At 61.3% G+C, this 22,676-nt stretch carries 21 protein-coding genes; 13 read left to right on the forward strand and 8 right to left on the reverse strand.

All coding sequences use genetic code 11. From position 1 onward, the window contains the following. Positions 1-26: 26 nt before the first annotated feature. The 8 genes from fabF to C2U40_RS10125 all read left to right on the forward strand — a co-directional run bounded on the left by fabF (position 27) and on the right by C2U40_RS10125 (position 7,283). Positions 27-1,268, forward strand: coding sequence for a beta-ketoacyl-ACP synthase II (gene fabF / locus C2U40_RS10090; RefSeq protein WP_103829137.1), 1,242 nt, complete (start codon positions 27-29; stop codon positions 1,266-1,268). Between the two features lie 19 nt (positions 1,269-1,287). Further along, positions 1,288-2,142, forward strand: coding sequence for an aminodeoxychorismate lyase (pabC, locus tag C2U40_RS10095; RefSeq protein WP_103829136.1), 855 nt, complete (start codon positions 1,288-1,290; stop codon positions 2,140-2,142). Beyond that, positions 2,132-3,133: an endolytic transglycosylase MltG gene (gene mltG, locus C2U40_RS10100; RefSeq protein ID WP_016350715.1), complete on the forward strand. Its 1,002-nt coding sequence runs from the start codon at positions 2,132-2,134 to the stop codon at positions 3,131-3,133. The genes pabC and mltG overlap by 11 nt, the downstream gene beginning before the upstream one ends. Next, positions 3,133-3,774: a dTMP kinase gene (gene tmk / locus C2U40_RS10105; RefSeq protein ID WP_103829135.1), complete on the forward strand. Its 642-nt coding sequence runs from the start codon at positions 3,133-3,135 to the stop codon at positions 3,772-3,774. The genes mltG and tmk overlap by 1 nt, the downstream gene beginning before the upstream one ends. Beyond that, complete coding sequence (gene holB / locus C2U40_RS10110) at positions 3,759-4,706, forward strand: DNA polymerase III subunit delta' (protein WP_104467485.1); 948 nt, start codon at positions 3,759-3,761, stop codon at positions 4,704-4,706. The genes tmk and holB overlap by 16 nt, the downstream gene beginning before the upstream one ends. A 21-nt stretch (positions 4,707-4,727) precedes the next feature. Continuing rightward, positions 4,728-5,507: a TatD family hydrolase gene (locus C2U40_RS10115; RefSeq protein ID WP_103829133.1), complete on the forward strand. Its 780-nt coding sequence runs from the start codon at positions 4,728-4,730 to the stop codon at positions 5,505-5,507. Between the two features lie 385 nt (positions 5,508-5,892). Further along, positions 5,893-6,834 carry a site-specific integrase gene (locus tag C2U40_RS10120; RefSeq protein ID WP_373366265.1) on the forward strand — a complete coding sequence of 314 codons (942 nt, stop codon included), beginning with the start codon at positions 5,893-5,895 and terminating at the stop codon, positions 6,832-6,834. 179 nt (positions 6,835-7,013) lie between these two features. Next, positions 7,014-7,283, forward strand: coding sequence for a RepB family protein (locus C2U40_RS10125; protein ID WP_103829131.1), 270 nt, complete (start codon positions 7,014-7,016; stop codon positions 7,281-7,283). 58 nt (positions 7,284-7,341) lie between these two features. On the opposite strand, the gene C2U40_RS10130 is transcribed toward C2U40_RS10125, so the two are convergent. The 5 genes from C2U40_RS10130 to C2U40_RS10150 all read right to left on the reverse strand — a co-directional run bounded on the left by C2U40_RS10130 (position 7,342) and on the right by C2U40_RS10150 (position 14,221). Further along, a complete protein-coding gene (locus C2U40_RS10130; protein ID WP_081000878.1) occupies positions 7,342-8,544 on the reverse strand; it encodes an ISL3-like element ISAeme19 family transposase in 1,203 nt (400 codons plus the stop codon). A gap of 271 nt (positions 8,545-8,815) precedes the next feature. Continuing rightward, positions 8,816-10,243, reverse strand: a complete 1,428-nt coding sequence (gene rsmF / locus C2U40_RS10135) for a 16S rRNA (cytosine(1407)-C(5))-methyltransferase RsmF (RefSeq protein ID WP_103826891.1) — start codon at positions 10,241-10,243, stop codon at positions 8,816-8,818. 129 nt (positions 10,244-10,372) lie between these two features. Next, on the reverse strand, positions 10,373-12,925 hold the full coding sequence (locus C2U40_RS10140) for an MlaD family protein (RefSeq protein ID WP_103826890.1): 2,553 nt from the start codon (positions 12,923-12,925) through the stop codon (positions 10,373-10,375). Positions 12,926-13,002: 77 nt separating this feature from the next. Beyond that, complete coding sequence (locus C2U40_RS10145; RefSeq protein ID WP_103826889.1) at positions 13,003-13,611, reverse strand: paraquat-inducible protein A; 609 nt, start codon at positions 13,609-13,611, stop codon at positions 13,003-13,005. Then, the gene (locus tag C2U40_RS10150) at positions 13,589-14,221 is read right to left on the reverse strand and encodes a paraquat-inducible protein A (protein WP_103826888.1); all 633 of its coding nucleotides are present in this window, start codon (positions 14,219-14,221) and stop codon (positions 13,589-13,591) included. The genes C2U40_RS10145 and C2U40_RS10150 overlap by 23 nt, the downstream gene beginning before the upstream one ends. 148 nt (positions 14,222-14,369) lie before the next feature. Here C2U40_RS10150 and prpB point away from each other — a divergent pair, with 148 nt between their 5' ends. From prpB to C2U40_RS10165, 3 genes are all read left to right on the forward strand, one after another. After that, on the forward strand, positions 14,370-15,257 hold the full coding sequence (prpB, locus tag C2U40_RS10155; RefSeq protein WP_103826887.1) for a methylisocitrate lyase: 888 nt from the start codon (positions 14,370-14,372) through the stop codon (positions 15,255-15,257). An 11-nt stretch (positions 15,258-15,268) separates the two neighbouring features. Next, positions 15,269-16,396 (forward strand): bifunctional 2-methylcitrate synthase/citrate synthase, encoded by a 1,128-nt coding sequence (gene prpC / locus C2U40_RS10160; RefSeq protein WP_103826886.1) that lies wholly within the window; start codon positions 15,269-15,271, stop codon positions 16,394-16,396. Positions 16,397-16,525: 129 nt separating this feature from the next. Then, positions 16,526-17,971, forward strand: coding sequence for a bifunctional 2-methylcitrate dehydratase/aconitate hydratase (locus C2U40_RS10165; RefSeq protein WP_103826885.1), 1,446 nt, complete (start codon positions 16,526-16,528; stop codon positions 17,969-17,971). A gap of 84 nt (positions 17,972-18,055) precedes the next feature. Here the strand turns inward: C2U40_RS10165 and C2U40_RS10170 are convergent, their stop codons facing one another. Continuing rightward, positions 18,056-18,799, reverse strand: coding sequence for an FFLEELY motif protein (locus tag C2U40_RS10170; RefSeq protein WP_103826884.1), 744 nt, complete (start codon positions 18,797-18,799; stop codon positions 18,056-18,058). Positions 18,800-18,998: 199 nt separating this feature from the next. On the opposite strand from C2U40_RS10170, the gene C2U40_RS10175 reads away from it, so the two are divergent. After that, entirely contained in the window at positions 18,999-19,376 is a 378-nt protein-coding gene (locus tag C2U40_RS10175; protein WP_029303024.1) for a polyhydroxyalkanoic acid system family protein, read from the forward strand. 282 nt (positions 19,377-19,658) lie between these two features. Beyond that, positions 19,659-21,083, forward strand: coding sequence for a wax ester/triacylglycerol synthase family O-acyltransferase (locus C2U40_RS10180; protein ID WP_103826883.1), 1,425 nt, complete (start codon positions 19,659-19,661; stop codon positions 21,081-21,083). A 99-nt stretch (positions 21,084-21,182) separates the two neighbouring features. Here the strand turns inward: C2U40_RS10180 and C2U40_RS10185 are convergent, their stop codons facing one another. Further along, a complete protein-coding gene (locus C2U40_RS10185; protein WP_103826882.1) occupies positions 21,183-21,983 on the reverse strand; it encodes a hypothetical protein in 801 nt (266 codons plus the stop codon). 42 nt (positions 21,984-22,025) lie between these two features. After that, positions 22,026-22,676 (reverse strand): TetR/AcrR family transcriptional regulator, encoded by a 651-nt coding sequence (locus tag C2U40_RS10190; protein ID WP_016350698.1) that lies wholly within the window; start codon positions 22,674-22,676, stop codon positions 22,026-22,028.

The following is a 22,676-nucleotide window of genomic DNA, read 5'->3' on the forward strand; positions in this document are numbered from 1 at the left end:
AAAAACACCTCTCGGAGACTACCTCAGTGTCAAAACGCAGAGTCGTGGTGACCGGCTTGGGGATGCTTTCCCCGGTAGGCAACACTGCCGAATCCAGCTGGCAAGCCCTGCTCAATGGGCAGAGCGGCATTTCTCCCATCGAACACTTTGATGCCAGCGAGTTTGCGACCCGTTTCGCAGGCCAGGTCAAGGATTTCGATCCCGAGCAGTACGGTATCAACCGCAAAGAAGCTCGCAAGATGGATCTCTTCATCCAGTACGGTATCGCCGCAGGCATACAGGCGCTGGATGATGCCGGTCTCGTCATCAACGAAGCAAATGCCGAGCGCGTCGGTGTGGCGATCGGTTCCGGTATCGGCGGCCTGGGTCTGATTGAACAGAACCACAGCAGTCTGGTCAACGGTGGCCCCCGCAAGCTGAGCCCCTTCTTCGTACCGTCCACCATCATCAATATGGTGTCCGGTCATCTATCCATCATGAAGGGTCTGCAAGGGCCGAACATCGCCGTGACCACCGCCTGTACCACAGGTACCCATGCCATCGGCATGGCCGGCCGGATGATCGCCTACGGTGATGCGGACGTGATGGTGGCCGGCGGCGCCGAGAAAGCCTCCACCCCGATGGGGATGGGCGGTTTTGCGGCGGCCAAGGCGCTCTCCAATCGCAATGACGAGCCGCAAAAGGCTAGCCGTCCGTGGGATAAAGATCGCGACGGTTTCGTGCTGGGTGATGGCGCCGGGGTGCTGGTGCTGGAAGAGTACGAACATGCCAAGGCCCGCGGCGCCAAGATCTACGCCGAGCTGGTCGGTTTTGGCATGAGTGGCGATGCCTACCACATGACGGCGCCTCCCGCTGACGGCAACGGTGGCGCCCGCGCCATGCAAAATGCCATCAAGGATGCCGGCATCGCCCCCGAGCAGGTGGGTTACATCAATGCCCACGGCACTTCCACCCCCCTAGGTGACGTGGCCGAACTGCGCGGCATGAAAGCGGTGTTTGGCGAGCATGCCAAATCCCTGATGATCAGCTCCACCAAGTCGATGACCGGTCACCTGCTGGGTGCCGCCGGGGCCATCGAGGCGATCATCACGGTACTGGCGCTGCGCGATCAGATGGCGCCGCCCACCATCAACCTGGACAACCCGGATGATGAGTGCGATCTGGACCTGGTGCCTCATTTTGCCAAGGCTGGCGACTTCGAATATGCCCTCTCCAATTCCTTCGGTTTTGGTGGCACCAATGGCTCACTGATCTTCAAACGCGTATAATTCGCCTTGGGCGGATAGTATGGGCCCGATACGACAGTATCGGGCCTTTTTTATCGGAGGGATCCTTTTGCTGATCAATGGAATACCGACAGACAGCGTTTCCGCCATGGATCGTGGCCTGGCTTATGGCGATGGTCATTTCACCACCTTGCTGGTCAAGGATGGTCGCCCCGTCTGGTGGCCGGCTCACCTGGCACGGTTGCAGCAAGCAAGCGCCAGACTCGGCCTTGCCGAGCTGGACTGGCAACGCCTTGGTGACGAGGTCGCCGAGATGGCTCGTGACCAGACGCTGGCGGTGATCAAGGTGATGCTGACCCGAGGCAGTGGTGGTCGGGGGTATGATGGCACCGCCTGCCATGCACCGACCCGGATCCTGTCGCTGGCCGCTTATCCGGCTCACTACCCGGCGTGGCAGCAAACCGGCATTCCCCTGCTGGTGTGTCAGCAACGGCTGGGCGATGCCCCCATGCTGGCGGGCCTCAAGACCCTCAACCGGCTGGAGCAGGTGCTGCTGAAAAGCGAACTTGCTGCGCGTTCGGGAGTCGAAGGTATAGTCTTGAACAGCCGGGGATTTCTGGTAGAAGGGGTCAGTGCCAATCTGTTTTGGCGCCGTGGCAGGACGGTATTTACGCCGGATCTTACCCACTGCGGCATAGATGGCATCATGCGGCGCCAGGTGATGGCGATGCTAAAACAGATGAGCATTGAACTGCGTGTCGTGGAGGCTCCGCTGGAGTCACTGTGGCAGGCCGAAGAGGTATGGCTGACCAATACCCTGATGGGCATAGTGCCGGTGACCGGCATCGGGGAGACCCAATATGCCAGTCCGGTATTGATCCGCCGTTTACAGGAGCGTTTGGTCATTGAAGTTTAATCGGCTTTACACCCTGCTCGCGGGCGCGGCACTGACAGTCGCCGTGGCCGGGGGCTATGTACATTACAAATGGCAGCAGGTGGAGACGCTCACCAACAAGGGGCCGACCCGCCTCTTTACCGTCGAGAAGGGGGCCCATGCGGCGCGCCTGATCGCCGAACTGGGGGAGGGGGAAACCAGCCCCTGGGCGGTGCGGCTCTGGCTGCGCGGTCACCCCGAGCTGGTTGCCATCAAATCCGGCACCTATGAAATCAAGGAAGGGGCCCCGCTCAAGGAGACCCTCTCCCTGTTCGCCTCCGGCAAGGAGTTTCACTTCAGCCTGACCTTCGTCGAAGGATCCCGTTTCGAGGATTGGCTGAAGCAGCTTGCCAGCGCCCCATATCTGGAGCGCTTGACGGTGGAGCAGAGCGAGGCGGATCTGGCCCAGGAGCTTGGCATCGACAACGGCAAGCTGGAGGGCTGGTTCCTGCCGGAAACTTACGCCTATACCACTCATGCCAGCGATATTTCCATCCTGCGCCGCGCCTATCAGGACATGCGGGCCTTCCTGCAGCAGAGCTGGGACAAGCGCCAGGCCAATCTGCCTTACAAGACCCCTTACGAGGCGCTGATCATGGCCTCGATCATCGAGAAAGAGACCGGGCAGCCGGAAGAGCGGGCCCAGATTGCCTCGGTGTTCGTCAATCGCCTGCGTCTTGGCATGAAGCTGCAGACCGATCCCACCGTCATCTACGGGGTGAAGGACAGGTATGATGGCAACATCCGCCGCAGCGACCTGACCGACGTGAACCCCTACAACACCTATGTGATCGACGGCTTGCCGCCCACGCCCATCGCCATGCCGGGCAAGGCTTCCATCGAAGCGGCGCTCAACCCCAAATCGACCGACTACCTCTATTTTGTCGCCAAAGGGGGCGGTGCCCACTACTTCTCCAAGACCCTCGATGAACATAATCGGGCGGTCCGCGAATACATATTGAAGAAACCCTAATGTCTAAATTTATCGTGATTGAAGGACTGGAAGGAGCAGGGAAGAGCTCCGCGGTGCGTTATGTGACCGACTATCTGCATGGCCACGGCGTGGCACGGATCGAGTGTACCCGTGAGCCGGGCGGTACCCCGCTGGCCGAGCGGATGCGGGCCATCGTCAAGGAGGTGCACGACGAGCGCCTCACCATCGAAGCCGAACTGTTGCTGATGTACGCCTCCCGGGTCCAGCTGGTCGAGACCCGCATCAAGCCGGCGCTGGCCGACGGCATCTGGGTGGTGGGCGATCGCCACGATCTCTCGTCCCAGGCCTATCAGGGCGGTGGCCGTGGCATCGATGCCAATCTCATCGGCGCCATCAAACGGGCCGTGCTCGGCGACTTCAAACCGGATCTGACGCTCTATCTCGACATCGATCCTGCCATCGGCCTGCAACGGGCCCGTCACCGCGGTGAGCTGGACCGGATCGAGCTCGAGCAGCTCAGCTTTTTCGAGCGTACCCGCCAGCGCTATCTGGAATTGGCTGCCGCCGATGAGTCAATCAAGGTGATCGATGCCGCCCAAGCGCCGGAGCAGGTCAAGGCGGCCATCGAGGCCGCATTGGCCCACTATCTGAAAGATGAGCCCTCATGTATCCCTGGTTGATCTCGGACTGGCATGCCTTGAGCCAGACCGCCGCGGCCGGTCGACTCGGTCACGCTTGGTTGCTGCTTGGCGATCCCGGCCTTGGCAAGGAGCAGCTTGCGGAACAATTGGCGCGCTTGCACCTTTGCCATCGGCCCGATCGGGGTGAGCCCTGTGGCCAATGTCACTCCTGCCAGCTGTTTGAGAAGGGCCATCATCCGGATCTGGGCACCCTGACGACGGAGAGCAAGACCATCGGGGTCGAGGCCATCCGCGAGATCTGTTCGCGCCTGCAGAATTCGGCCCAGCTTGGTCGCGGCAAGGTGGTGATCATCCCGGATGCGGAACGCATGACGGAGTCAGCCGCCAACGCCCTGCTCAAAACACTGGAAGAGCCTGCCGGCGACAGCTTGCTGCTGCTTATCGCCTCTCAGGTTTCCCGTCTGCTGCCGACCATTCTCAGTCGCTGTCACAAACATGTCTGCCAGTTGCCTGCCGAAGGTGAGACGGTGCGCTGGTTGGCCGAGCAGGGTCATCAGGCCACGCTGGCCCAGGTACGGATCTGCCAGGGGGCGCCGCTGCGGGTGCTGCGCTATATCGAAGAGCAGCAAGACAGTGCCCGCCGGGATCTGCTTGAGAGTTTTCTCGCGCTGGCACAGACGCCGACCCGGGCCAACCACGTGAGCGGTCTGCTGGCGACCGATACCCAGGTCAGGCTGCACTGGCTGCAGCTGTTCTTGTGCGATGCCCTCAAGACGCAGGCCGGTTGCGGCCATCATCAGCTGGCGATGCCGGATTTGACGGCGCTGAGTCAGCAACTGGCCGAGCTTCATTCCAGCGAGAAGCTGCTGGAGGCAGAGCAACAGCTGGTCGAGCTGAAGATAGCCTGCCAGCCGGGACAGCTCTCCAATCCCACCATCCATCTGATGAACTGGCTGACTCGCTGGTTATAGATCTCGCTACAAAGGTTTTATATGTTACTCGTTGATTCCCATTGTCATCTCGATCGCCTGAGCTATGGCAGCAAGCAGACCAATATGGCCGATGTGCTGGCCAAGGCCACCGAGCAGGACGTGGGATATTTTCTGTGCGTAAGTGTCACCCAGGCGCAGTTCCCGACCATGCTGGAAGCGATCGCCCCTTATCCTCAGGTGTTTGCCTCCTGTGGTGTGCACCCTCTCAACCAGGAGCCTGGTGTCGATGCCGCCTTGTTGTTGACCCAGGCGGCAGATGAAAGGGTGGTGGCCATCGGCGAGACCGGGCTCGACTATTTCTATTCGCCGGAGAACAAGGAAGTACAGCAGGCCTCCTTCCGCGAGCATATCCGGGTGGCCCGCGCTCTGAACAAACCCCTCATCATCCATACCCGTGATGCCCAGCAGGATACCCTGCAGATCATGCGCGAAGAGGGGGCCGAGCAGGTCGGCGGGGTGTTGCACTGCTTCACCGAGTCGCTCGAGATGGCCGAGGCGGCCATGGCGATGGGTTTTTATATCTCAATCTCCGGCATCGCCACTTTCAAGAATGCGGCAGCTCTGCAGGCGGTGGTCAAGGCGCTGCCGCTGGAGCGGCTGCTGGTTGAAACCGACTCACCTTATCTGGCGCCAGTTCCGCATCGGGGCAGGGAGAACGAGCCGGCCTTTGTGCGCGACGTGGCCCAGTTCATCGCGGATCTACGGCAAATACCGCTGGCCGAATTGGCGCAAGCGACCAGTCACAACTTCTTTGAGTTGTTCAAGTTGGCAAAGCGATAACAAACAACGCCCCGCATAGCGGGGCGTTTTACTATGACAATCGGCACTATCATGACCCATCCCAAAACGATCATGGCAGATCGTTATCTCTCACTTGGTGTGGTGGATGCTGATGAGATCAAATCCCCAACCCTGATAAAACGGAGCAGGGATGAGAGGAGCTTGAGGAATAAATGAGGAGGGTAAAATGGGTTAAAAGGACCCTACATAAGTATCGATAATATTCATTATCGATACTTGATAGATCTCAGAGATCCTGTAAGATCCAACGAAACTCCGCATTAAATCATACAGTTAAGTGAACTACCCACACATCCAGGCCCAAACTCAACAGGCTTTGCAGAGTGTCTTCGATCCTCAGTTGAACAGCCGGGCCAGACGCTTCCTGCGCAGTGCCAAAGCCGATTCCACCCTCAATGCCTATCAGGCCGATACCCGCATCTTCGTGTTCTGGTGTCAGCTGCATGGGCTCGATCCGTTGCAGACCACCCATCATGACATCATGAACTTCCTGGCAGATCAGGCCGATGGCATCCTGGCCGACTGGGTCTGGCTGGACAAAGAAGAGGGGAAGGGAGAACTGCGCAACGGTGAACCCCGCAAGCCCGCCACCCTGGTAAGACGGCTCGCCGGCATTCGTTATGCCTTCAAGCAGAAGGGGATCCACCCCATGCCGACCGAGCACGCGGAGATAAAGGAGATGATGCGGGGCATAGTGCGGCTCGGTGACAACCGCAAACGCAAAACGGGGGCATTGACCCTGAAACCGCTAGCCAGTGTGCTCGACGAGATCGACACCGGCAATCTGGCGGGGCTGCGGGATTACACCTTGTTGTTGCTGATGTTCAGCGGCGCCTTGCGACGCTCGGAGGCCGCAAGAATTGAGGTGGATGATCTCGACTTTGTGGGGCAGGGGATCCGTCTTCGGCTCAAACCCAGCAAGCATCAGCTGCATGAAACAGAGATCGCCCTGGTGCCAGGCAAACAATATTGTCCGGTGTCGGCACTGGCGCGCTGGCTCAAACAGAGCAGGATCAGCGAGGGCGCCCTGTTTCGCCGCATGAATCGCTGGGGTCAGCTCATGCAGGAACCGCTCGGTCCGCAGGGTATCAACCTGATGATCAAGCGACGTACCGGTCAGGCCATCGACGATCTCCAGGTCAGCGGCCACAGTTTGCGGCGCGGCTTCATCACCTCGGCGGTCACTGCCGGCAAACCGATGAACAAGATCATCGAGGTTACCCGCCACAAGGACATCCGCACCTTGCAGGAGTATTTTGACGATGCCCACAAGTTCTCGGATCACGCCCTGGATGGCTTGCTGTAAGCTAACCGCGTCACTCATATTTTTATGTTAAATGATATCTTGTTGATCCAATGATATATTTGCAGCGCACTGAACTTACCCCATCAAGAGGGGGAGAGTCAGGCTCCTCACGTTCGTCAGCGGATGGTGAAGAATCGGTGAGAGATAACAGGCGATAAGAATCAAAGTTGCAAGGTGATATGAGTCAGGAAATGAAAGTGAACAGTGCGCAAGACAACGCCGAGCGCCAGCGCCAGCACGTGAAACGCAAACAGGAAACTCACAGCCGATTGCAATGCTGGATCAGCAATCGCCACGCCGAACGGTTGGCCATGCTGGGGTCGCAGCTCGAAGACAGCCAGGCCTCTCTCATCGAGCAGGCCATCGATCTGCTCTATCAACATGAGCTTGAACAGGAACAAACTGCGCTGCATGTCGAAGTACCAGAGCCGGCAGAGGTGCTCGCGTAAACGCACCGGCAGCATGATGCTTCATTGCTAGATGCGAACGGCGAGCATAAAAAAAGGTTCATCGCGGCTTTCCGGGGAAGGCCGCCTTGATTTTCAGAAAAAAGTATTCTGAGTCCCTAAATCCATATGCCATACGCTTTATCACTTTGATCTTGTTGTTCACCCCTTCCAGCACACTCGTGTGCATCGGGTAGTTTGCACTCGCCAGGATCCCCCGCATATATTTCGATAAATTTCGACCAAATCGTTGCAGCGGCGCTAGCCCGCTTTCCTTCACCTGCCGCATCCAGCTCCGCCATCGTCGCCATCCTTCCCACACGCTCGGCGCATACCAGATGCCCTTCAACCCCTCTTTCAGCACGTACACCATCGCCAGCGGTTGATTCGCCGCCAACAGCTCCTGCAACTTCACATCCTGTTTTTCACTCAACTTCGCCCGATTACGTAGCAGCAACCAACGCGCACTTTTGACCACTTTTCGCGCCGGTTTATCGCTTTTCAGTGCATTCGCCTGCTCCACTCGCACCCGGTCCACCACCTCTCGGCCATAGCGAGCCACCACGTGGAACAGGTCGTAGACCACCTCCGCCTGCGGGCAGTGTTGCTTCACCTCCAGGTCGAACGCCGTGTTCATGTCCATCGCCACCGCTTCAATCTGCTGGCATCGCTCGCCGAGCTGCTCGAAGAAGGGACGGATAGCGGCCCGGCTGTTGCCGTGCCCCACCCACAGGACGCGGGTTCGCTCGGCATCCATGATCACGGTGGCATAGCGGTGTCCCTTGTGCAGGGCAAACTCATCCATCACCAGCCGCCGCACCTCCCCAAGTTCGATGGTGCCCACACTGGTCTGCAAACGGCGCTTGTCGATCTCCTTGATGGTGTGCCAACCGACCCCGGTGAGCTGGCTGACATGGCGGATGGGGAGGTACTGAACGAGCGCTTCAATCCAGCACTGCATGCGCCGGGTGAGGCGGGAGCCAGAGGGGAGCCAGTCGATATGTTCACTGACGCGACCACAGCGCAGACAGTCGACGCGGCGAACAGGCAGTTGTAACCAGACTTGTCGGTCAAATAGGTCTCGCTCACGCACCCGGCGGATACGTTGGTCGTGGATCAATGGCGTGGGTTGCAGGCATCGGCGACAACGGGGCAAGAAGTCGGCGCGAGGCTCAAGGGTAAACAGGGTGTGATGGTTGGCAGAAAGCGCTTGGGCGATGACGGTATAACCTGGCCAGAAGGAGGCAATATCAATATGATGCACGGCGACAGCAGGGTGATGGTGGTGGTGTGTTTGGAGACAGCCAGTTTACCAGCACCCTGTCTGTCAACTTCCACTTCCCCAAGATCCCGCGAAGAACCTAAAAAAAGCCAGGTACGAATTCCTTGTACCTGGCATAGGGGAATTGGCTCCTTGCAGAGCCGTGCGCTAACTGGTGTTCGGATAGCCTTAAGCTTAGACAAGGCTCGAGGCTTTTCAAGATCCACGCAAAGGTTCAACCGGAGTGTGGGTTTTCCTGCTCCGACAACACTCGCTACACGAACAGATTGTTGTCGCGCACCAGCTCGCGGGGCAGGGCATTCTTGACCCGGCTGCCCACCCATTTCCCCATGCCCAGGGTATGACCCTGATAACGGACAATCACCTCGCCAGTGCCGGCGGCTTGCTCCGGCCACACATCCCGCCCCATCATGAACTCCCGTGCATCAGCAATGCCGAGCTCGACGAATCCCTTGCTCGCGCCGTCGCCATAGGCCAGCGCCCACTCATGGGTCAGCCGGTAACCTTTTTTGAAGGTCTCCGCCAGTTTCAGCCCGATGCGATCGAAACGCAGCTTGCCCTGCACCTGTTCGAACAGCTGGGGGAAGAGCCAGATCTCCTCGCTGCGGCCAAACAGATTTCCCTGCGGCACGACCCCGAAGGCGGCCTCAATCTCGCGCAGCATGGGCTCGGACTCCTTGGCCGGCAGCGGCGAGAAGGGGAATTTCCCGAGCTTGCCCGGCTTGAACATGGTGTTGGGCACGGAGTGGTGCTTACGCAATCTGGCAACGAAAAAGCCTTCACTGTCGAAGATTTGGGGCCAAACGTGCAGGTATCCTTCCGGCGTGCAGGCCTGCTCTGCAGCGGGGAAGAGATCGGCCAGCGAGTCAAAGCTGAACGCATCGCCAAACTTGTCCAACAGTGACTGACAAACAGCCTGGTTCTCCTGCAGGCTCAAGGTACAGGTGGAGTAGACCAGCACGCCGCCCGGTTTGAGGGCATGAAAGACACTCTCCAACAATCCCTGCTGCACCGCCGCAATCTCGTCGATGCTCTCGATGCTCCAGTTGCGCAAGGCATCTTCATCCTTGCGCACCGTACCCTCGCCGGAGCAGGGGGCGTCGAGCAGGATGGCATCGAAGGTTTCCGGCAACCACTGGCCGAAGACCTTGGCATCGAAATGAGTCATGCCCACGTTGGTCACGCCGCAGCGCTGCAGATTGGCACTGAGCACCTTGAGCCGGCTGCTGGAGTATTCGTTGGCAACCAGCATGCCCTGGTTGTTCATCAGGGCCGCGATCTGGGTGGTCTTGGAGCCGGGCGCCGCCGCCGCGTCCAGCAACATGCCGTCGCGCCGGGTCTGCTCGCAGGCAAACAGGGCGGTGACCGGCAGCATGGAGCTCGCCTCCTGAATGTAGAAGAGCCCGCTCAAATGCTCGGCAGTGTTGCCAAGGGGCACGCTCTCGTCTTCGCGGCTGAGCCAGAAGCCGGTGTCACACCAGGGCACGGGATCGAGTTGCCAACCGAGCGGTTGCATCCGCGCCACAAACGCCGCCACCGATATCTTCAGGGTGTTGACTCGGATGCTGCGACGTAGCGGTCGTCGACAACTGGCCACGAACTCATCCATGGAGAGGTGCGCCGGCATGATGGCCGCGATATGGCGCAAGAAGTGATCGGGAAGATAGGTGTTGTCGTGCACGGTGCAGCTCGTTGACCGAAAAAGAGGGGCGACATCTTATCACAAGGGTAGGAATATTCTGAAAGCGCGGCGGGTAAAAACAAGCCCGGCACAGTGCCGGGCTTGAGTGAGCGTGGGTGAGGGGAGCGATCAGGGCTGGATGCGGGGGCTCCACTCCTGCCACTCTTTCTCCGCCTTGGCATGCAGCGGGTAGCTGTGACCAGCCTTGACGGTCGGCCCCATCTCTTTCTCCGGGGTGTTGAAGGCGATGCCGCCAGCGAGCAGGCTCTGCACCGTCTCCACCTCGATGGTGCCACCGGTCAGGCCGATATCCGCCTTGACCCCGGAGACATTCCAGAAGCGGGAGTTGGCCCGCACCAGATGGGCGTACTCCTGCTCTATGTTGACGTCGATCAGCACCTCGCTGCCATCGCGGGCCAGCGCTACCTTGGTCACGCTGCCCACCACCATCTTGCGAAACAGCAATGGGCTGCCGACGCTCAAACCGTTGACCGACGCGCTCTTGAGGGTGAGCGCCAGACCGGCCGGGCCGCTTTGGCTGAGGGGGAAGCGCTCCTTGCCCGCGCCCTGACCGGGCTGCGCCTCCACGAAGGCGCCCTTGATCAGGGTATCGAGGTGGGCCACGCCGCCCAGCCCCAGCTTGGCCTGGACCAGGGTAAAGCGGGCGCCAGACTGCAGGAAGCGCGCGGCATACTGGCCATCCAGCTCGGCCTTGAAGATCACCTGACCCAGGGTCGGCTCCAGCTCAATCTGTTCAATCTTGCCGATGTCGACCCCGCGGTAGCGGATCGGGCTGCCGACCCCGAGTCCCGGGTTGCTGTCAGCCACCAGGGAGAGGGTCCGTACCTTGGCCTTGGCCTGCTCCTTGCTGTCAAACAGCTGGTGACTGCTGCGGCCCGTGCCAAGCCGATCGAATTCGATGGCGCCGCGCAGCAGGGTGGCGAGGTTCCCCACCTTGACCTGCACGCCATCCACCCGCACCCGGGTATCCAGCGCCGGCTTTTTCCAGAATTGCGGCTGCTGCTCCAGCAGAGGGGCATAGACACCGGCGATCTCAAGTTCGATCTCCACCCCCTCCTTGGCGGCGCGCAGCGCATTGACCTTGCCTGCTTCAAGCCCCAGATAGAGCACGGGGGAACCGATGCCGATGCCATCAGCCTGCTCCGCCTTCAACATCCAGCGACGGGGCTTGGCATCCCGGGTACCGAGCAGGGCCAGCTCCTGGCTGGGATAGAGTCGGTTGACCCGCTCGCCGGCCGGCGCTTGCACCAGCTTGATGCCACCACCGATCCAGGCGCTGGCCGGACTGGTTTCCACCTTGATGCCGCTCAGATCGGCATCGATCTGCAGCGGCGCCGCCCGATAGAAACGGGCCCGGTTGAGCAGATGCTGATACTGGCTCTGCACGACTAGGGCCACGCTGGCGTTGCCGCCGCCATCCAGGATGAGCTGACTGATCTGGCCCACCTGCAAGCCCTTGTACCAGAGCGGCGCCCCCTCGTTGAGGCCGGCGAGATCGTCGGCCTGTAGCACCAGCTTGATGCCACCCGGTTGTTCTTTGCTGCTCAGGGTCATGGCCTTCACCCGCTCGCCCGCCACATAGTCGAGACGAATGGCCGGGCCCGCCAGCAGGCGATCCGCATGCTTGATACCACCGGCGCCGAGGGAGACGCTCTCCCACACCAGACGGCTGTTGCCGGTGATCCGAAACGCCTGCTCCGGGTTGATCAGCGCGGTCACCACCCGGCCCTTGTCGGTCAGGCGAATGGGGTCGATGCGGCCGATCTCGATGCCTTCGAACAGGATGGGCATCCCCTCCTTGATGGGTAGGTCCCCCGCCTGGATGTCAATTCGCTCGCCGCGGGCCGCCTCGGCCAAGCCTTTGTAGAGGGTAAAGACCTGGCCTTTCTCCGGCTCCGGAGAGTCCTTGGGAGAGTCGAAGGCGATGCCGCCGCTCAGGATGGAGGTGAGGCTGCCGGCCTCCACATTGACCCCGGCCAGGCTGAAGGAGCCCTTGATGCCGCTGATGTTCCAGAAGCGAGTGTCGGCCTTGATGAGGTGCTCAAAACGCGGCTCGATCACCAGATCCAGGATCACGTTCTGGTTCTCTTCGCCAAGGCGGGTATTGATGACGCTGCCCACCTCGATGCCGCGAAAATAGAGTTTGGCGCCGATGCCGACCGAGCCGAGCGAATCGGCAGTCAGGTGCAGCATCCGCCCCTGGGCCTGATAACCGGGGGGAGGGCCGTCCAGCGCGTCGAACTCCTCCTGCAGCGGGTTGTTGTCCCGCCCGGGCTGCAGGTTGATGTAGTTGCCGGAGACCAGGGTATCGAGGCCGGAGATCTCGGTGAGCGACGCCTTGGGGCTCACCAACCAGAAGTCCGAGCCTTTGCGGATGAGCGGGCGGGCCCGGCTGTCAATCTTGGCCAGCACGGCTATCTTGCGGCCATCCTCGGCCAGCTCCAGCTCCTGCACCACCCCGATGGCGACCCCTTGATAGCGCACCTGGGTCTTGCCCGGCAGGATACCGTTGCCCTGGGCGAAGTTGATGCGGATCAGCTGGCCACTGCTGGCAAACTGCTGGTAGATGAAGCCCCCCGCCAGCAACAGGGCGATAAAGGGCAGCAACCAGACGGGTGACAACCAGCGACGCTTCTCAATGACGGGTTCAGCCCCGATCATACCGACTCCTTAATTGGCTGAGATAAACAGCAGTTCAGATAAAAACAAACAATTTCAGGCATATGTGATGGCCGACCCTAACGGGCCGCCTTGTCCCACAGCAGGCGCGTATCCAGCATGCGAGCCGACATCATGGTCAGCACCACCACGCCGGCAAAGGCGGTGGCGCCGGGACCGGCCCGTACGTTGAGCAGCACGCCGCGATCCACCAGGGCCACCATCAGCGAGATGACGAACAGGTCCAGCATGGACCAGCGGCCGATGAAATCGATGATGCGATACATGATGAGCTGGCGTTTGCGCCGCACCGGCTTGGTTCGCTGCAATTGCCAGCAGATCCAGCCCAGCCCCAGGATCTTGCCCACCGGCACTATGATGCTGGCGGTGAGGACGATGGTGGCGATGCCCGACATCTTGCTGCGATAGAGCATCATGATACCGCTGAAGATGGTGTCGGACTGCAACAATCCCTTGTTGTAGAAATGGGTGATGGGCAGCAGGTTGGCGGGCAACAACATGAAGCTGGCCAGCGCCAGCAACCCCCAGGACCAGGCCAGGGAGTGGGGGATGCGCACCTGCAGCCGGCTGTGACAGCGGGGGCAGACGCTGCCCGCCTGAAAGCGTACCAGCAGGCCGCAGGTGTGGCAGCGGCAGAGCCCCAGTTCACGGGCGCTGGTCTGAGACATGGTCCGGCTCCTCCAGCGGTACTCGCTCCCAGTAGGGAGCCGGGTCAAACAGGATCAGCAGGGTCAGGTTGAGCAGCATCAGGATCCCCAGGCTCAACAGACCGCCGCCGAGACGCACGTCGGCAATGTCGATCAGCTTGAACAGGGCGACCAGCAGGCTGACGATGTAGACCTCCAGCATGGCCCAGTGACGAAACACCTCCACCGCCTTCAGGGTCGGCGCCAGTATGTGCCAGCGTTTGGCAAGGCCCGAGGCCAGCGCAAAGATCCCGAGCAGCAAGCCCACCGGCGCCAGCACGGCGCACCAGAACACCAGCCCCGCCACCCAGATCTCGTGTTCGAGCAGCAGCACCATGATGCCCTTGAGCAGGTTGGCGTCCGAGTTGACGCCGGCCAGGCGCAGGTAGATCAGCGGTTCGAAGAAGGCGGACGGGAGCAACAGGAAGCCGGTGATGGTCAGCGCCATCAATTGGGAGGGACGAAATGCATAGCGCCCGTACAGATGCTGGTGACAGCGGGGGCAGTGGGCGTGGCGCCTCAGCGGCAATAACTTGCGTTCGATCAGCAAGTCGCAAGCCGGGCAGACGATCACGGGATTGAGATCCGACATTACGATTCAACCTGTTGAAGGAATTGGTGAAATTTACCCTAAAAGCCGCGTCCTGTCTTGCCTGGCAGGGGCATGCCACGAAAGTATGATTGACGTTAACGTAAACGTGATATTAGATAGTCTCACCAGACAAGTGAAAGGAGTCATGATGTCCAGCCTTACCCCCTCGGCAGGCCTGCGTTTTCGCACCGCCCTCGCCAACGAACGCCCACTGCAGATCGTCGGCACCATCAATGCCTACATGGCGCTGATGGCAGAGCGCAGCGGCTTTCAGGCCATTTATCTGTCAGGCGCCGGCGTTGCCAACGCTTCCTATGGCCTGCCGGATCTCGGCATGACCTCCCTCAACGACGTACTGATCGACGCCGAGCGCATCACCGCAGCCACCCGTGTGCCGTTGCTGGTCGACATCGACACCGGCTGGGGCGGGGCATTCAACATCGCCCGTACCGTGCGCGCCTTCGAGCGAGCCGGGGTGGCCGCCGTGCACATGGAAGATCAGGTGGCCCAGAAGCGCTGTGGCCACCGGCCCAACAAGGCGGTGGTCTCGCAGGAGGAGATGTGCGATCGCATCAAGGCGGCGGTGGATGCCCGCGAGAACAAGGAGTTCGTCATCATGGCCCGCACCGATGCGCTGGCGGTGGAGGGGATTGGCCCGGCGCTGGAGCGCGCCGCCGCCTACGTGGCCGCCGGGGCCGACATGATCTTCGCCGAGGCGGTGACCGAGATCGGTCAGTATGACCTGTTCAAGCAGGCGGCCGGGGTGCCCATTCTCGCCAACATGACCGAATTCGGCAAAACCGAGCTGTTCGACAAGGAGGCGCTCGCCGCCCACGGTGTCGATATGGTGCTCTATCCCTTGAGTGCCAGCCGGGCGGCCAATCAGGCGGCTCTCAACGTCTATCAGCACCTTCGCCAAGATGGCCATCAGCGGGCCGTCGTCGACACCATGCAGACCCGGGAGTCGCTCTACGACTTCCTCGGTTATCACCACTACGAGCAGACGCTGGACCGTCTGTTTACATCCAGGGACTAGGAGGAAAGGCAATGGGACAGCAAAAACCGTTGGGTGGCGCCGGCCTGCGTGGCCAGAGCGCAGGGGAGACCAGCATCTGCACCGTGGGCAAGAGCGGCACCGGGCTTACCTATCGCGGCTATGACATCCAGGAGCTGGCCGATGGCGCCCAGTTCGAAGAGGTCGCCTACCTGCTGCTCAAGGGCGAGCTGCCGGACGAGCAGCAGCTCGAGGATTACAAGCGGACGCTGCGCAGTCTGCGCACCCTGCCTGCCGCCCTGCTGGAGGTGCTCGAGCTCATTCCCGCCGACGCCCATCCCATGGATGTGCTGCGCACCGGCTGCTCCATGCTCGGCGATCTGGAGCCGGAAGATGGCTTCGAACACGAGCACGAGGTGGCGGATCGGCTGCTGGCCGCCTTCCCGGGCATTCTCCTCTACTGGTACAAGTTCAGCCACGACGGAGTACGCATCCCCCTCGACACCGACGAAGAGTGCATCGGCGGCCACTTCCTGGCACTACTGCACCAGAAGGCGCCGAGCGAGCTGGAGCGCCGGGTGATGCACGTCTCCCTCATTCTCTACGCCGAGCATGAGTTCAACGCCTCCACCTTCGCGGCGCGGGTCTGCGCCTCGACGCTATCTGACATGTTCTCCTGTGTCACCGCGGCCATCGGCACCCTGCGCGGCCCGCTCCATGGCGGGGCCAACGAGGCCGCCATGGCGATGATCGAACCCTGGCTGGATGAGGCCCAGGCGCGGCGCGAGCTGCTGGCCAAGCTGGCGGCCAAAGAGAAGATCATGGGCTTTGGCCACGCCGTCTATCGCACCTCGGATCCGCGCAACGTCATCATCAAGGGGTGGTCGGCCAAGCTGGCCGAGGCGGTGGGCGATGACCGGCTATACCGCGTCTCCTGCGAGGCGGAGAAGGTGATGTGGGAAGAAAAAGAACTCTTCCCCAACGCCGACTTCTTCCACGCCAGCGCCTATCACTACATGGGGATCCCGACCAAGCTGTTCACTCCCATCTTCGTCTGCTCGCGGGTCACCGGCTGGTGCGCCCACGTGATGGAGCAGCGCGAACACAACCGGATCATCCGCCCGAGCGCCGATTATGTCGGCCCGGCGCCCCGTCATTTCGTCTCGCTGCAGCAGCGATAAACATGGGCAGCCCTGTCACTCCCTTGCCTCACCCGACCCCGGCAGCACCGGGGTCGATGCGCGCCAGCGGGCGGGCAGGGCGCCGTTTCATCACCCTGTTTCATTCACAACAACGATAAGGAAGTCACGATGTCCGCCAACGTCGACGTCAACCACAGACCAGACCCCGATCAGGTGCTGGTCGATATTGCCGATTACGTCTGCAATCACCCCATTACCAGCCAGGCCGCCCTCGATACCGCCCGTTACTGCCTGATGGATACCCTGGGCTGCGGCCTGCTGGCCCTGCGTTTTCCAGAGTGCACCAAGCACCTCGGTCCCATCGTGCCGGGCACCGTCGTGCCCTTCGGCGCCCGGGTTCCCGGCACCCAGCTCTGTCTCGACCCGGTCAAGGCGGCCTGGGATATCGGTGCCATCATTCGCTGGCTCGATTACAACGACACCTGGCTGGCCGCCGAGTGGGGGCACCCCTCCGACAACCTGGGTGGCATCCTCGCCACCGCCGACTGGCTCTCCCGTACCCGGGTGGCCGAAGGCAAGGCACCGCTCACCATGAGCGATGTGCTGACGGCCATGGTCAAGGCCCACGAGATCCAGGGGGTGCTGGCGCTCGAGAACTCCTTCAACCGGGTCGGTCTCGATCACGTGGTGCTGGTGAAGGTTGCCAGTACCGCCGTGGTGACCCACATGCTGGGTGGCAGCCGCGATCAGGTGATCGATGCGGTCTCCCAGGCCTGGGTCGATGGCCAGAGCCTGCGTACCTACCGTCATGCGCCCAATGCGGGGTCGCGCAAGAGCTGGGCGGCGGGGGATGCCACCTCCCGGGCGGTGCGCCTCGCCCTTATCACCATGAGCGGCGAGATGGGCTATCCCGGCGCTCTGACTGCCCCCAAGTGGGGCTTCTACGACGTGCTGTTCAAGGGCAACCAGTTCGCCCTGCATCAGGGGTACGCCAGCTATGTGATGGAAAACGTGCTGTTCAAGATCTCTTATCCCGCCGAGTTCCACGCCCAGACGGCGGTGGAGTGCGCCATGAAGCTGCACGAGCAGGTGAAGGGACGGCTCGACGAGATCGACCGTATCGAGCTCACCACCCATGAGTCGGCCATTCGCATCATCAGCAAGGTCGGCGCCCTCAACAACCCGGCCGATAGGGATCACTGCCTGCAGTACATGGTGGCGGTGCCGCTCATCTTCGGGCACCTCATCGCCGAGGATTACGAGGACGCCGTGTCCGCCGATCCCCGTATCGATGGGCTGCGTGCCAAGATGGTGGTGCAGGAGGACAAGCGCTACAGCCGCGAGTATCTGGAGGCGGACAAGCGCTCGATTGCCAACGCCATCCAGGTCTTCTTCAAGGACGGCACCCACACCGCCAAGGTGGAGGTGGAGTACCCGGTCGGTCATCGTCGCCGCCGCGAAGAGGGGATCCCGCTGCTGGTAGAGAAGTTCCGCCACAACCTGGCCACCCGCTTCCCGGCCAAACGGTCCGAGGCTATCCTGGCCCTTTGCCAGGATAGCAAGCAACTGGCCGCCACCCCGGTGCACGCCTTCATGGACCTGCTGGTGATCTGACCGCTCGCCTATCGGCGCACTGCCATAAACAAAAAGCGGGCCACTCGGCCCGCTTTGTCATGTCTGCCCGCTTGGCTCCCAGGATCAATCCAGCACAGTCTCGTCGCCTGCCAGCAGCGCCAGCATGATGGCCTTCTCGCGGCTGGCGATGGTCTCGAGAAACTCGTTGGCTCGTCCCATGTGGTGACACACCCGGTAACCCCGTTCGACAAAGGTAAACAGCTCGCCCAGTCCCGCCAGATGGGCCGGCCCCGATACCAGCTTCAAGGTTGCCCCGAGCAGCGGCTTTCTGGCCAGCCGATCCAGGGTCATCCCCAGTTCGTTGACCAGTTGCAACTGATGACGGCGGCGCGCTTCTTCCCCCACCTCCTGATAGGCGAGGGCATAGGACTTGGCGTTCAGCCGCGCCATGCGGCCACTGCGACGCAGCGCCACCACCATCAGGTAGTCGAGCTCCTCGGAGAGGGCATCGAGTTCAATTGCCTGCGCCAGCACCTTGAGACCGGATTCCGGCAACAGTCGCTCGGCGGTCGGCATCACCCGCATCACGTCTGCATCCCGGCGGGCACAGTCCCCCGGCCCGTAGAGGTCAGTCAGGAAGAACTGCGCGGCCGGCCCGTAGCGCTTGCTCTCCAGCAGATCGCGGTGGGTGCGCCCCAGCCGATCGGCCTGCCATTGGCGCAATGCGTCCCTGTCTTGCTGATCCTGCGGATGGGTGCGCATCTGCTCGCGCAGCGCGGCTACCCGGTTGAGCTGGCGATAGAGTCGCGCCAAGGTACTATCTTCATCCGGTTGCGGGTCATCGAATGGTTGTTGCTGTTGGGTCATCTGCGGCTCTCTTGACCTGTTTCCAATGGCCTGTCACGGATAGACATGACGACAGGCGGCGCCTTGCCGAGGCTCGTCACGTGTTGCCGGCCCAGTGTAACGCGGCGGCAGCCCAGGCGGAATCGATGGAGCTTTTACTCAACAGGCTTTGTTAAGTGAGTCCCAAAAATGTTGCAAATGGCTTTCACTTGTTTGATTCATGTGTTTAATATCAATAAATGTTGTCATCGCTCAGAGAGTTAGCATGTTTCTATACGATCCCCTTGCCGGCAGCAGCCTGTCGACCATCCAGGTCAGCCGCCAACACCCGCTCGGCCTCGCCGGTGCCAGACTGGCCGCCGAAGCCATTGCACAGGACATGAGCGAAGAGTACGAACTCGACTGCGAGTGGGAAGACGAGGAGGAGACCCGCTTGCTGTTTCGTGGCGCCGGGGTCAACGGCTCTTTGTTCCTCACCGACGATACCCTGTCGCTGGAGGTGCGCCTCGGCCTGATGCTGTTGCCGGTGCGCAGCGTGCTGGAGCAGGAGATCCTCGAATACGTCGATCAGCGCCTGCCTTGCCCAACCCGGCGCTGATGGGGCCAATAAATACTGATCCAGCGCAAGAAACAATCATGAAATAACCGATTCCACTATCGTTACCCAGCCTGATATTTATTATTAAAAGGGCCGAGCACACTTTGTTTGTTTTATTTTAAGAGGCATGAAAATTGCCTCCATTTTTGTCATGAAACATCATCTTTAATTAATCGCCGTGCAGTTTCACCAACATATAAGTGCTATTTGTTCATTCACTCCTGATCAAGCCAATTCATGAAACGGCAGGAGACAAATAACGCGAAACGATAGGGATAATACATGTCTGTGTGTGAACTCATCTCCTGTGTCGATACCGCCTGGCTGCGGATGGACCGGCCCAACAACTTGATGCAGATCGTCGGCGTGCTGATGTTCGACGGTCAGCTGGATGAAGCCATCTTGCGGGAGAGCCTGCTGCACACAGTTCGGGTACAGCCGCGCTTCGGGCAGAAGGCCAGCCTGGAAGGGGGCGAATACTACTGGCGCACCGATCCCGACTTTGACCTCGACCTGCACCTCAAGCGGGTGATCCTGCCAGGCAAGGCCGGCAAGACCGAGCTGGAGCGGCTGGTGGCCGACTTTGCCTCCACCCCGCTCAACCACCAGCGCCCGCTGTGGGAGATGCACCTGGTGGATACCTCTCTGGGCGGCCAGGCGCTGGTGGTGCGTTTTCACCACGCCATGGGGGACGGCTTCTCTCTGGTGCGGGCCATGCTGACCATGATGGACGAGAGCCCGGTGGCGCCCCCCAGACCCCAACCCGAGCCGGTGGCCAACGACGACGGCGACGAGGAGCACGATCAGCAGGGCAGTCGCCTGTTGCGGGCCGGCCTCAAGCTGACCGGCACCCTCTGGTCCAAGTACGTCGAGGTGCTGACCCATCCCACCAAGGCGATGGACTACCTCAAGACCAGCCGGGACGTGACCGCCGAGCTTTACACCATCGCCACCCTCTCCGACGATGCCAATACCCGGCTCAAGGGGGAGACCGGCAGCACCAAACGGGTAGCCTGGTCAGAACAGATCCCGCTGCCGGACGTGAAGGCGGTAGGGCGGGTGCTCGGCTGCTCGGTCAACGATCTGCTGATCGCCGCCACCGCCGGCGCCTTTCGCCACTACCTGCTGGAGCAGGGCGACCAGACCGACATCGACATCCGGGCGCTGGTGCCGGTCAACATGCGCGCCCCGGACGACAAGGGGGCACTTGGCAATCGCTTCGGGCTGGTGGCGCTGGATCTGCCCCTCAACATCGAGCACCCGCTGCAGCGGCTCTATGCGGTGCGGGATCGGATGCAGGCGCTCAAGTCCTCCCTGCAGCCGGCGGTGGTGCTCAACCTGCTGGAAGTGATGGGCATGGCGCCCAAGGCAGTGCAGCAGCAGGCCATCGACATCCTCTCAGCCAAGGCCAGCGCGGTCATCACCAACGTGCCGGGCCCGCAGCAGACCCTCTATCTGGCCGGCGCCCGCCTGCGTCAGCCGCTGTTCTGGGTGCCCCAGGCCGGCGACATCGCGGTCGGCGTCTCCATTCTCTCCTATGACAACAAGGTGCAGCTCGGCCTCATCACCGACAAGAAACGGGTGCCAGACCCGGATCTCATCGTCGAGCGCTTCGCCGTGGAGTTTGAGCAGTTGCTGCTGGTGGTGTTGATGGAGCCGGACCTGATCTACGATCCCGACATGCTGGATCAGCTGCTGCACGGCTGACCGCGCTACTCCTGCAAGAGAAGGCGCCGGCAAGAAAAGAGGTTTGAAAGACAAGAGGCCAACCCGGGGGTTGGCCTCTTTCATTGCGGCAATGGCACCTTACTCGTCCGCCAGCTCCTCGCGGGCGGCTTCCACGTCGAGCCGCTCCATGGCATCCAGCGGCTCGCACGCGGCGGCCTCGCCGTAGAGCGCTTCGGCGGCCGCCATCTTGCTCTTGCCGTGCATCATCACCATGGCGTTGGCGAACTCCATGCGGGCGATGGCGGAGTGGGGGATGATGGCCAGCGCCGCCTTGAAGTGACGCTCGGACTCATCCTTCTTGGCGCCGTAGGTGATGCCACCGATCATGGCGCCCAGCTTGTCGATGATCTCCGCATGCCAGGCACCGAAGGCGATATGGGCTTCCGCGTGATCAGGTTCAAGGGCCAGCGCCTGCTCCAGGCTGCTCTTGATCTTGTCACCGATGCCGATGGAGAGCGCCTTGGAGACCGAGATCACCTGGCTGTAGCGACCCAGCGCCAGGGCGTGGAAGTACCAGGCATTGACGTTGCCCGGCTGGCGCTTTTGCAACTTCTCGGCGTTGCTGGCGGCCAGCTCGAACGCTTCGCGCTTGGCATACTTGTCATCCAGCAGGTAGCTGGCGTGGATCACCAGCGCCTTGTTTGCCACGTTGAGGCCCTCCTCGCCGGCGCCCAGCCCCAGGCTGACGGCACGGGCGAAATCACCGGCGTGATAGGCGCGCCAGGCTTCCTGCACTTGTTCATCTTCGGGCCAGGGCTCGGCATCCCCCTGGTGCAGCCGCTCCCAATGCTGTTCAAGGCGCTCCCCGGCATAGTCATAGGCCGCGTCCGGCCAGGGGAAGGGGGTGAAATCGGACAATTTGGGCTGTGAAGTGGTCATATGATTCTCCCTGTTAAAAACACAATCAAATACACGATGCTGTCAGCTCGCCGTGGTGGCGGGCTGATAATGGGTGGCGATGGCATCCAGATCGGCGCGGGCATCGGCTCGTAGCCGGGGGGCCACCAGCTGCATCACCTGAAACACCCCGAGCGCGATGTCGGCATCGGCCCGCGGATGCAGCGCCCGCTGGTAGGAGATCCAGAAGGTCCCGACCAGCGCGATGTTGGCGGCCAGCGCTGTCACCTGCGTCTCATCGCCTTGCAGCAGGCCGCTGCGCCAGAGGCTGTGACAGATGGCGGCGGCGGTCTGCTCCTTGCGCCGCAGCAGAGCCGAGAAGCGCAACTCCACCTTGTGGTTGCCGCTCATCAGGGTGCTGATGTCGTAGTAGAAAAAACGGTACTTCCAGATGAGTTCGAACATCAGGTGCAAGAAGAACCAGATGTCCTCCGCCTCGTTCAATGGCGGAGTAATGGTATCGAGCAGGTGGGCCATCTCCTGTTCGAACTCGCCGAACAGGGCGTTGACGATCTCCTCCTTGTTGTGAAAGTGGTAATAGAGGTTGCCCTGACTCATCTCCAGCTCGGCCGCGATGGCGGAGGTGGTGACGGTCGGCTCGCCCAGCAGGTTGAACTGGGCGAGGGCGGTGGCCAGGATGCGATCCCGCGTGCGCCGCTTGGGTTTGCAGTCCAT

It is taken from the genome of Aeromonas sp. ASNIH4, from assembly GCF_002934425.1.
In the GTDB taxonomy this organism is placed as follows: domain Bacteria; phylum Pseudomonadota; class Gammaproteobacteria; order Enterobacterales; family Aeromonadaceae; genus Aeromonas; species Aeromonas hydrophila.

What these genes read in the sequence shown, in the direction of transcription:
- pabC (WP_103829136.1), top strand. Translation starts at nt 1,288, where the DNA reads ATGGGCCCGATACGACAGTATCGGGCCTTTTTTATCGGAGGGATCCTT.
- tmk (WP_103829135.1), top strand. Translation starts at nt 3,133, where the DNA reads ATGTCTAAATTTATCGTGATTGAAGGACTGGAAGGAGCAGGGAAGAGC.
- holB (WP_104467485.1), top strand. Translation starts at nt 3,759, where the DNA reads ATGTATCCCTGGTTGATCTCGGACTGGCATGCCTTGAGCCAGACCGCC.
- C2U40_RS10115 (WP_103829133.1), top strand. Translation starts at nt 4,728, where the DNA reads ATGTTACTCGTTGATTCCCATTGTCATCTCGATCGCCTGAGCTATGGC.
- C2U40_RS10125 (WP_103829131.1), top strand. Translation starts at nt 7,014, where the DNA reads ATGAGTCAGGAAATGAAAGTGAACAGTGCGCAAGACAACGCCGAGCGC.
- C2U40_RS10140 (WP_103826890.1), bottom strand. Translation starts at nt 12,925, where the DNA reads ATGATCGGGGCTGAACCCGTCATTGAGAAGCGTCGCTGGTTGTCACCC.
- C2U40_RS10145 (WP_103826889.1), bottom strand. Translation starts at nt 13,611, where the DNA reads ATGTCTCAGACCAGCGCCCGTGAACTGGGGCTCTGCCGCTGCCACACC.
- C2U40_RS10150 (WP_103826888.1), bottom strand. Translation starts at nt 14,221, where the DNA reads ATGTCGGATCTCAATCCCGTGATCGTCTGCCCGGCTTGCGACTTGCTG.
- prpB (WP_103826887.1), top strand. Translation starts at nt 14,370, where the DNA reads ATGTCCAGCCTTACCCCCTCGGCAGGCCTGCGTTTTCGCACCGCCCTC.
- prpC (WP_103826886.1), top strand. Translation starts at nt 15,269, where the DNA reads ATGGGACAGCAAAAACCGTTGGGTGGCGCCGGCCTGCGTGGCCAGAGC.
- C2U40_RS10165 (WP_103826885.1), top strand. Translation starts at nt 16,526, where the DNA reads ATGTCCGCCAACGTCGACGTCAACCACAGACCAGACCCCGATCAGGTG.
- C2U40_RS10170 (WP_103826884.1), bottom strand. Translation starts at nt 18,799, where the DNA reads ATGACCCAACAGCAACAACCATTCGATGACCCGCAACCGGATGAAGAT.
- C2U40_RS10175 (WP_029303024.1), top strand. Translation starts at nt 18,999, where the DNA reads ATGTGTTTAATATCAATAAATGTTGTCATCGCTCAGAGAGTTAGCATG.
- C2U40_RS10180 (WP_103826883.1), top strand. Translation starts at nt 19,659, where the DNA reads ATGTCTGTGTGTGAACTCATCTCCTGTGTCGATACCGCCTGGCTGCGG.
- C2U40_RS10185 (WP_103826882.1), bottom strand. Translation starts at nt 21,983, where the DNA reads ATGACCACTTCACAGCCCAAATTGTCCGATTTCACCCCCTTCCCCTGG.
- C2U40_RS10190 (WP_016350698.1), bottom strand. Translation starts at nt 22,676, where the DNA reads ATGGACTGCAAACCCAAGCGGCGCACGCGGGATCGCATCCTGGCCACC.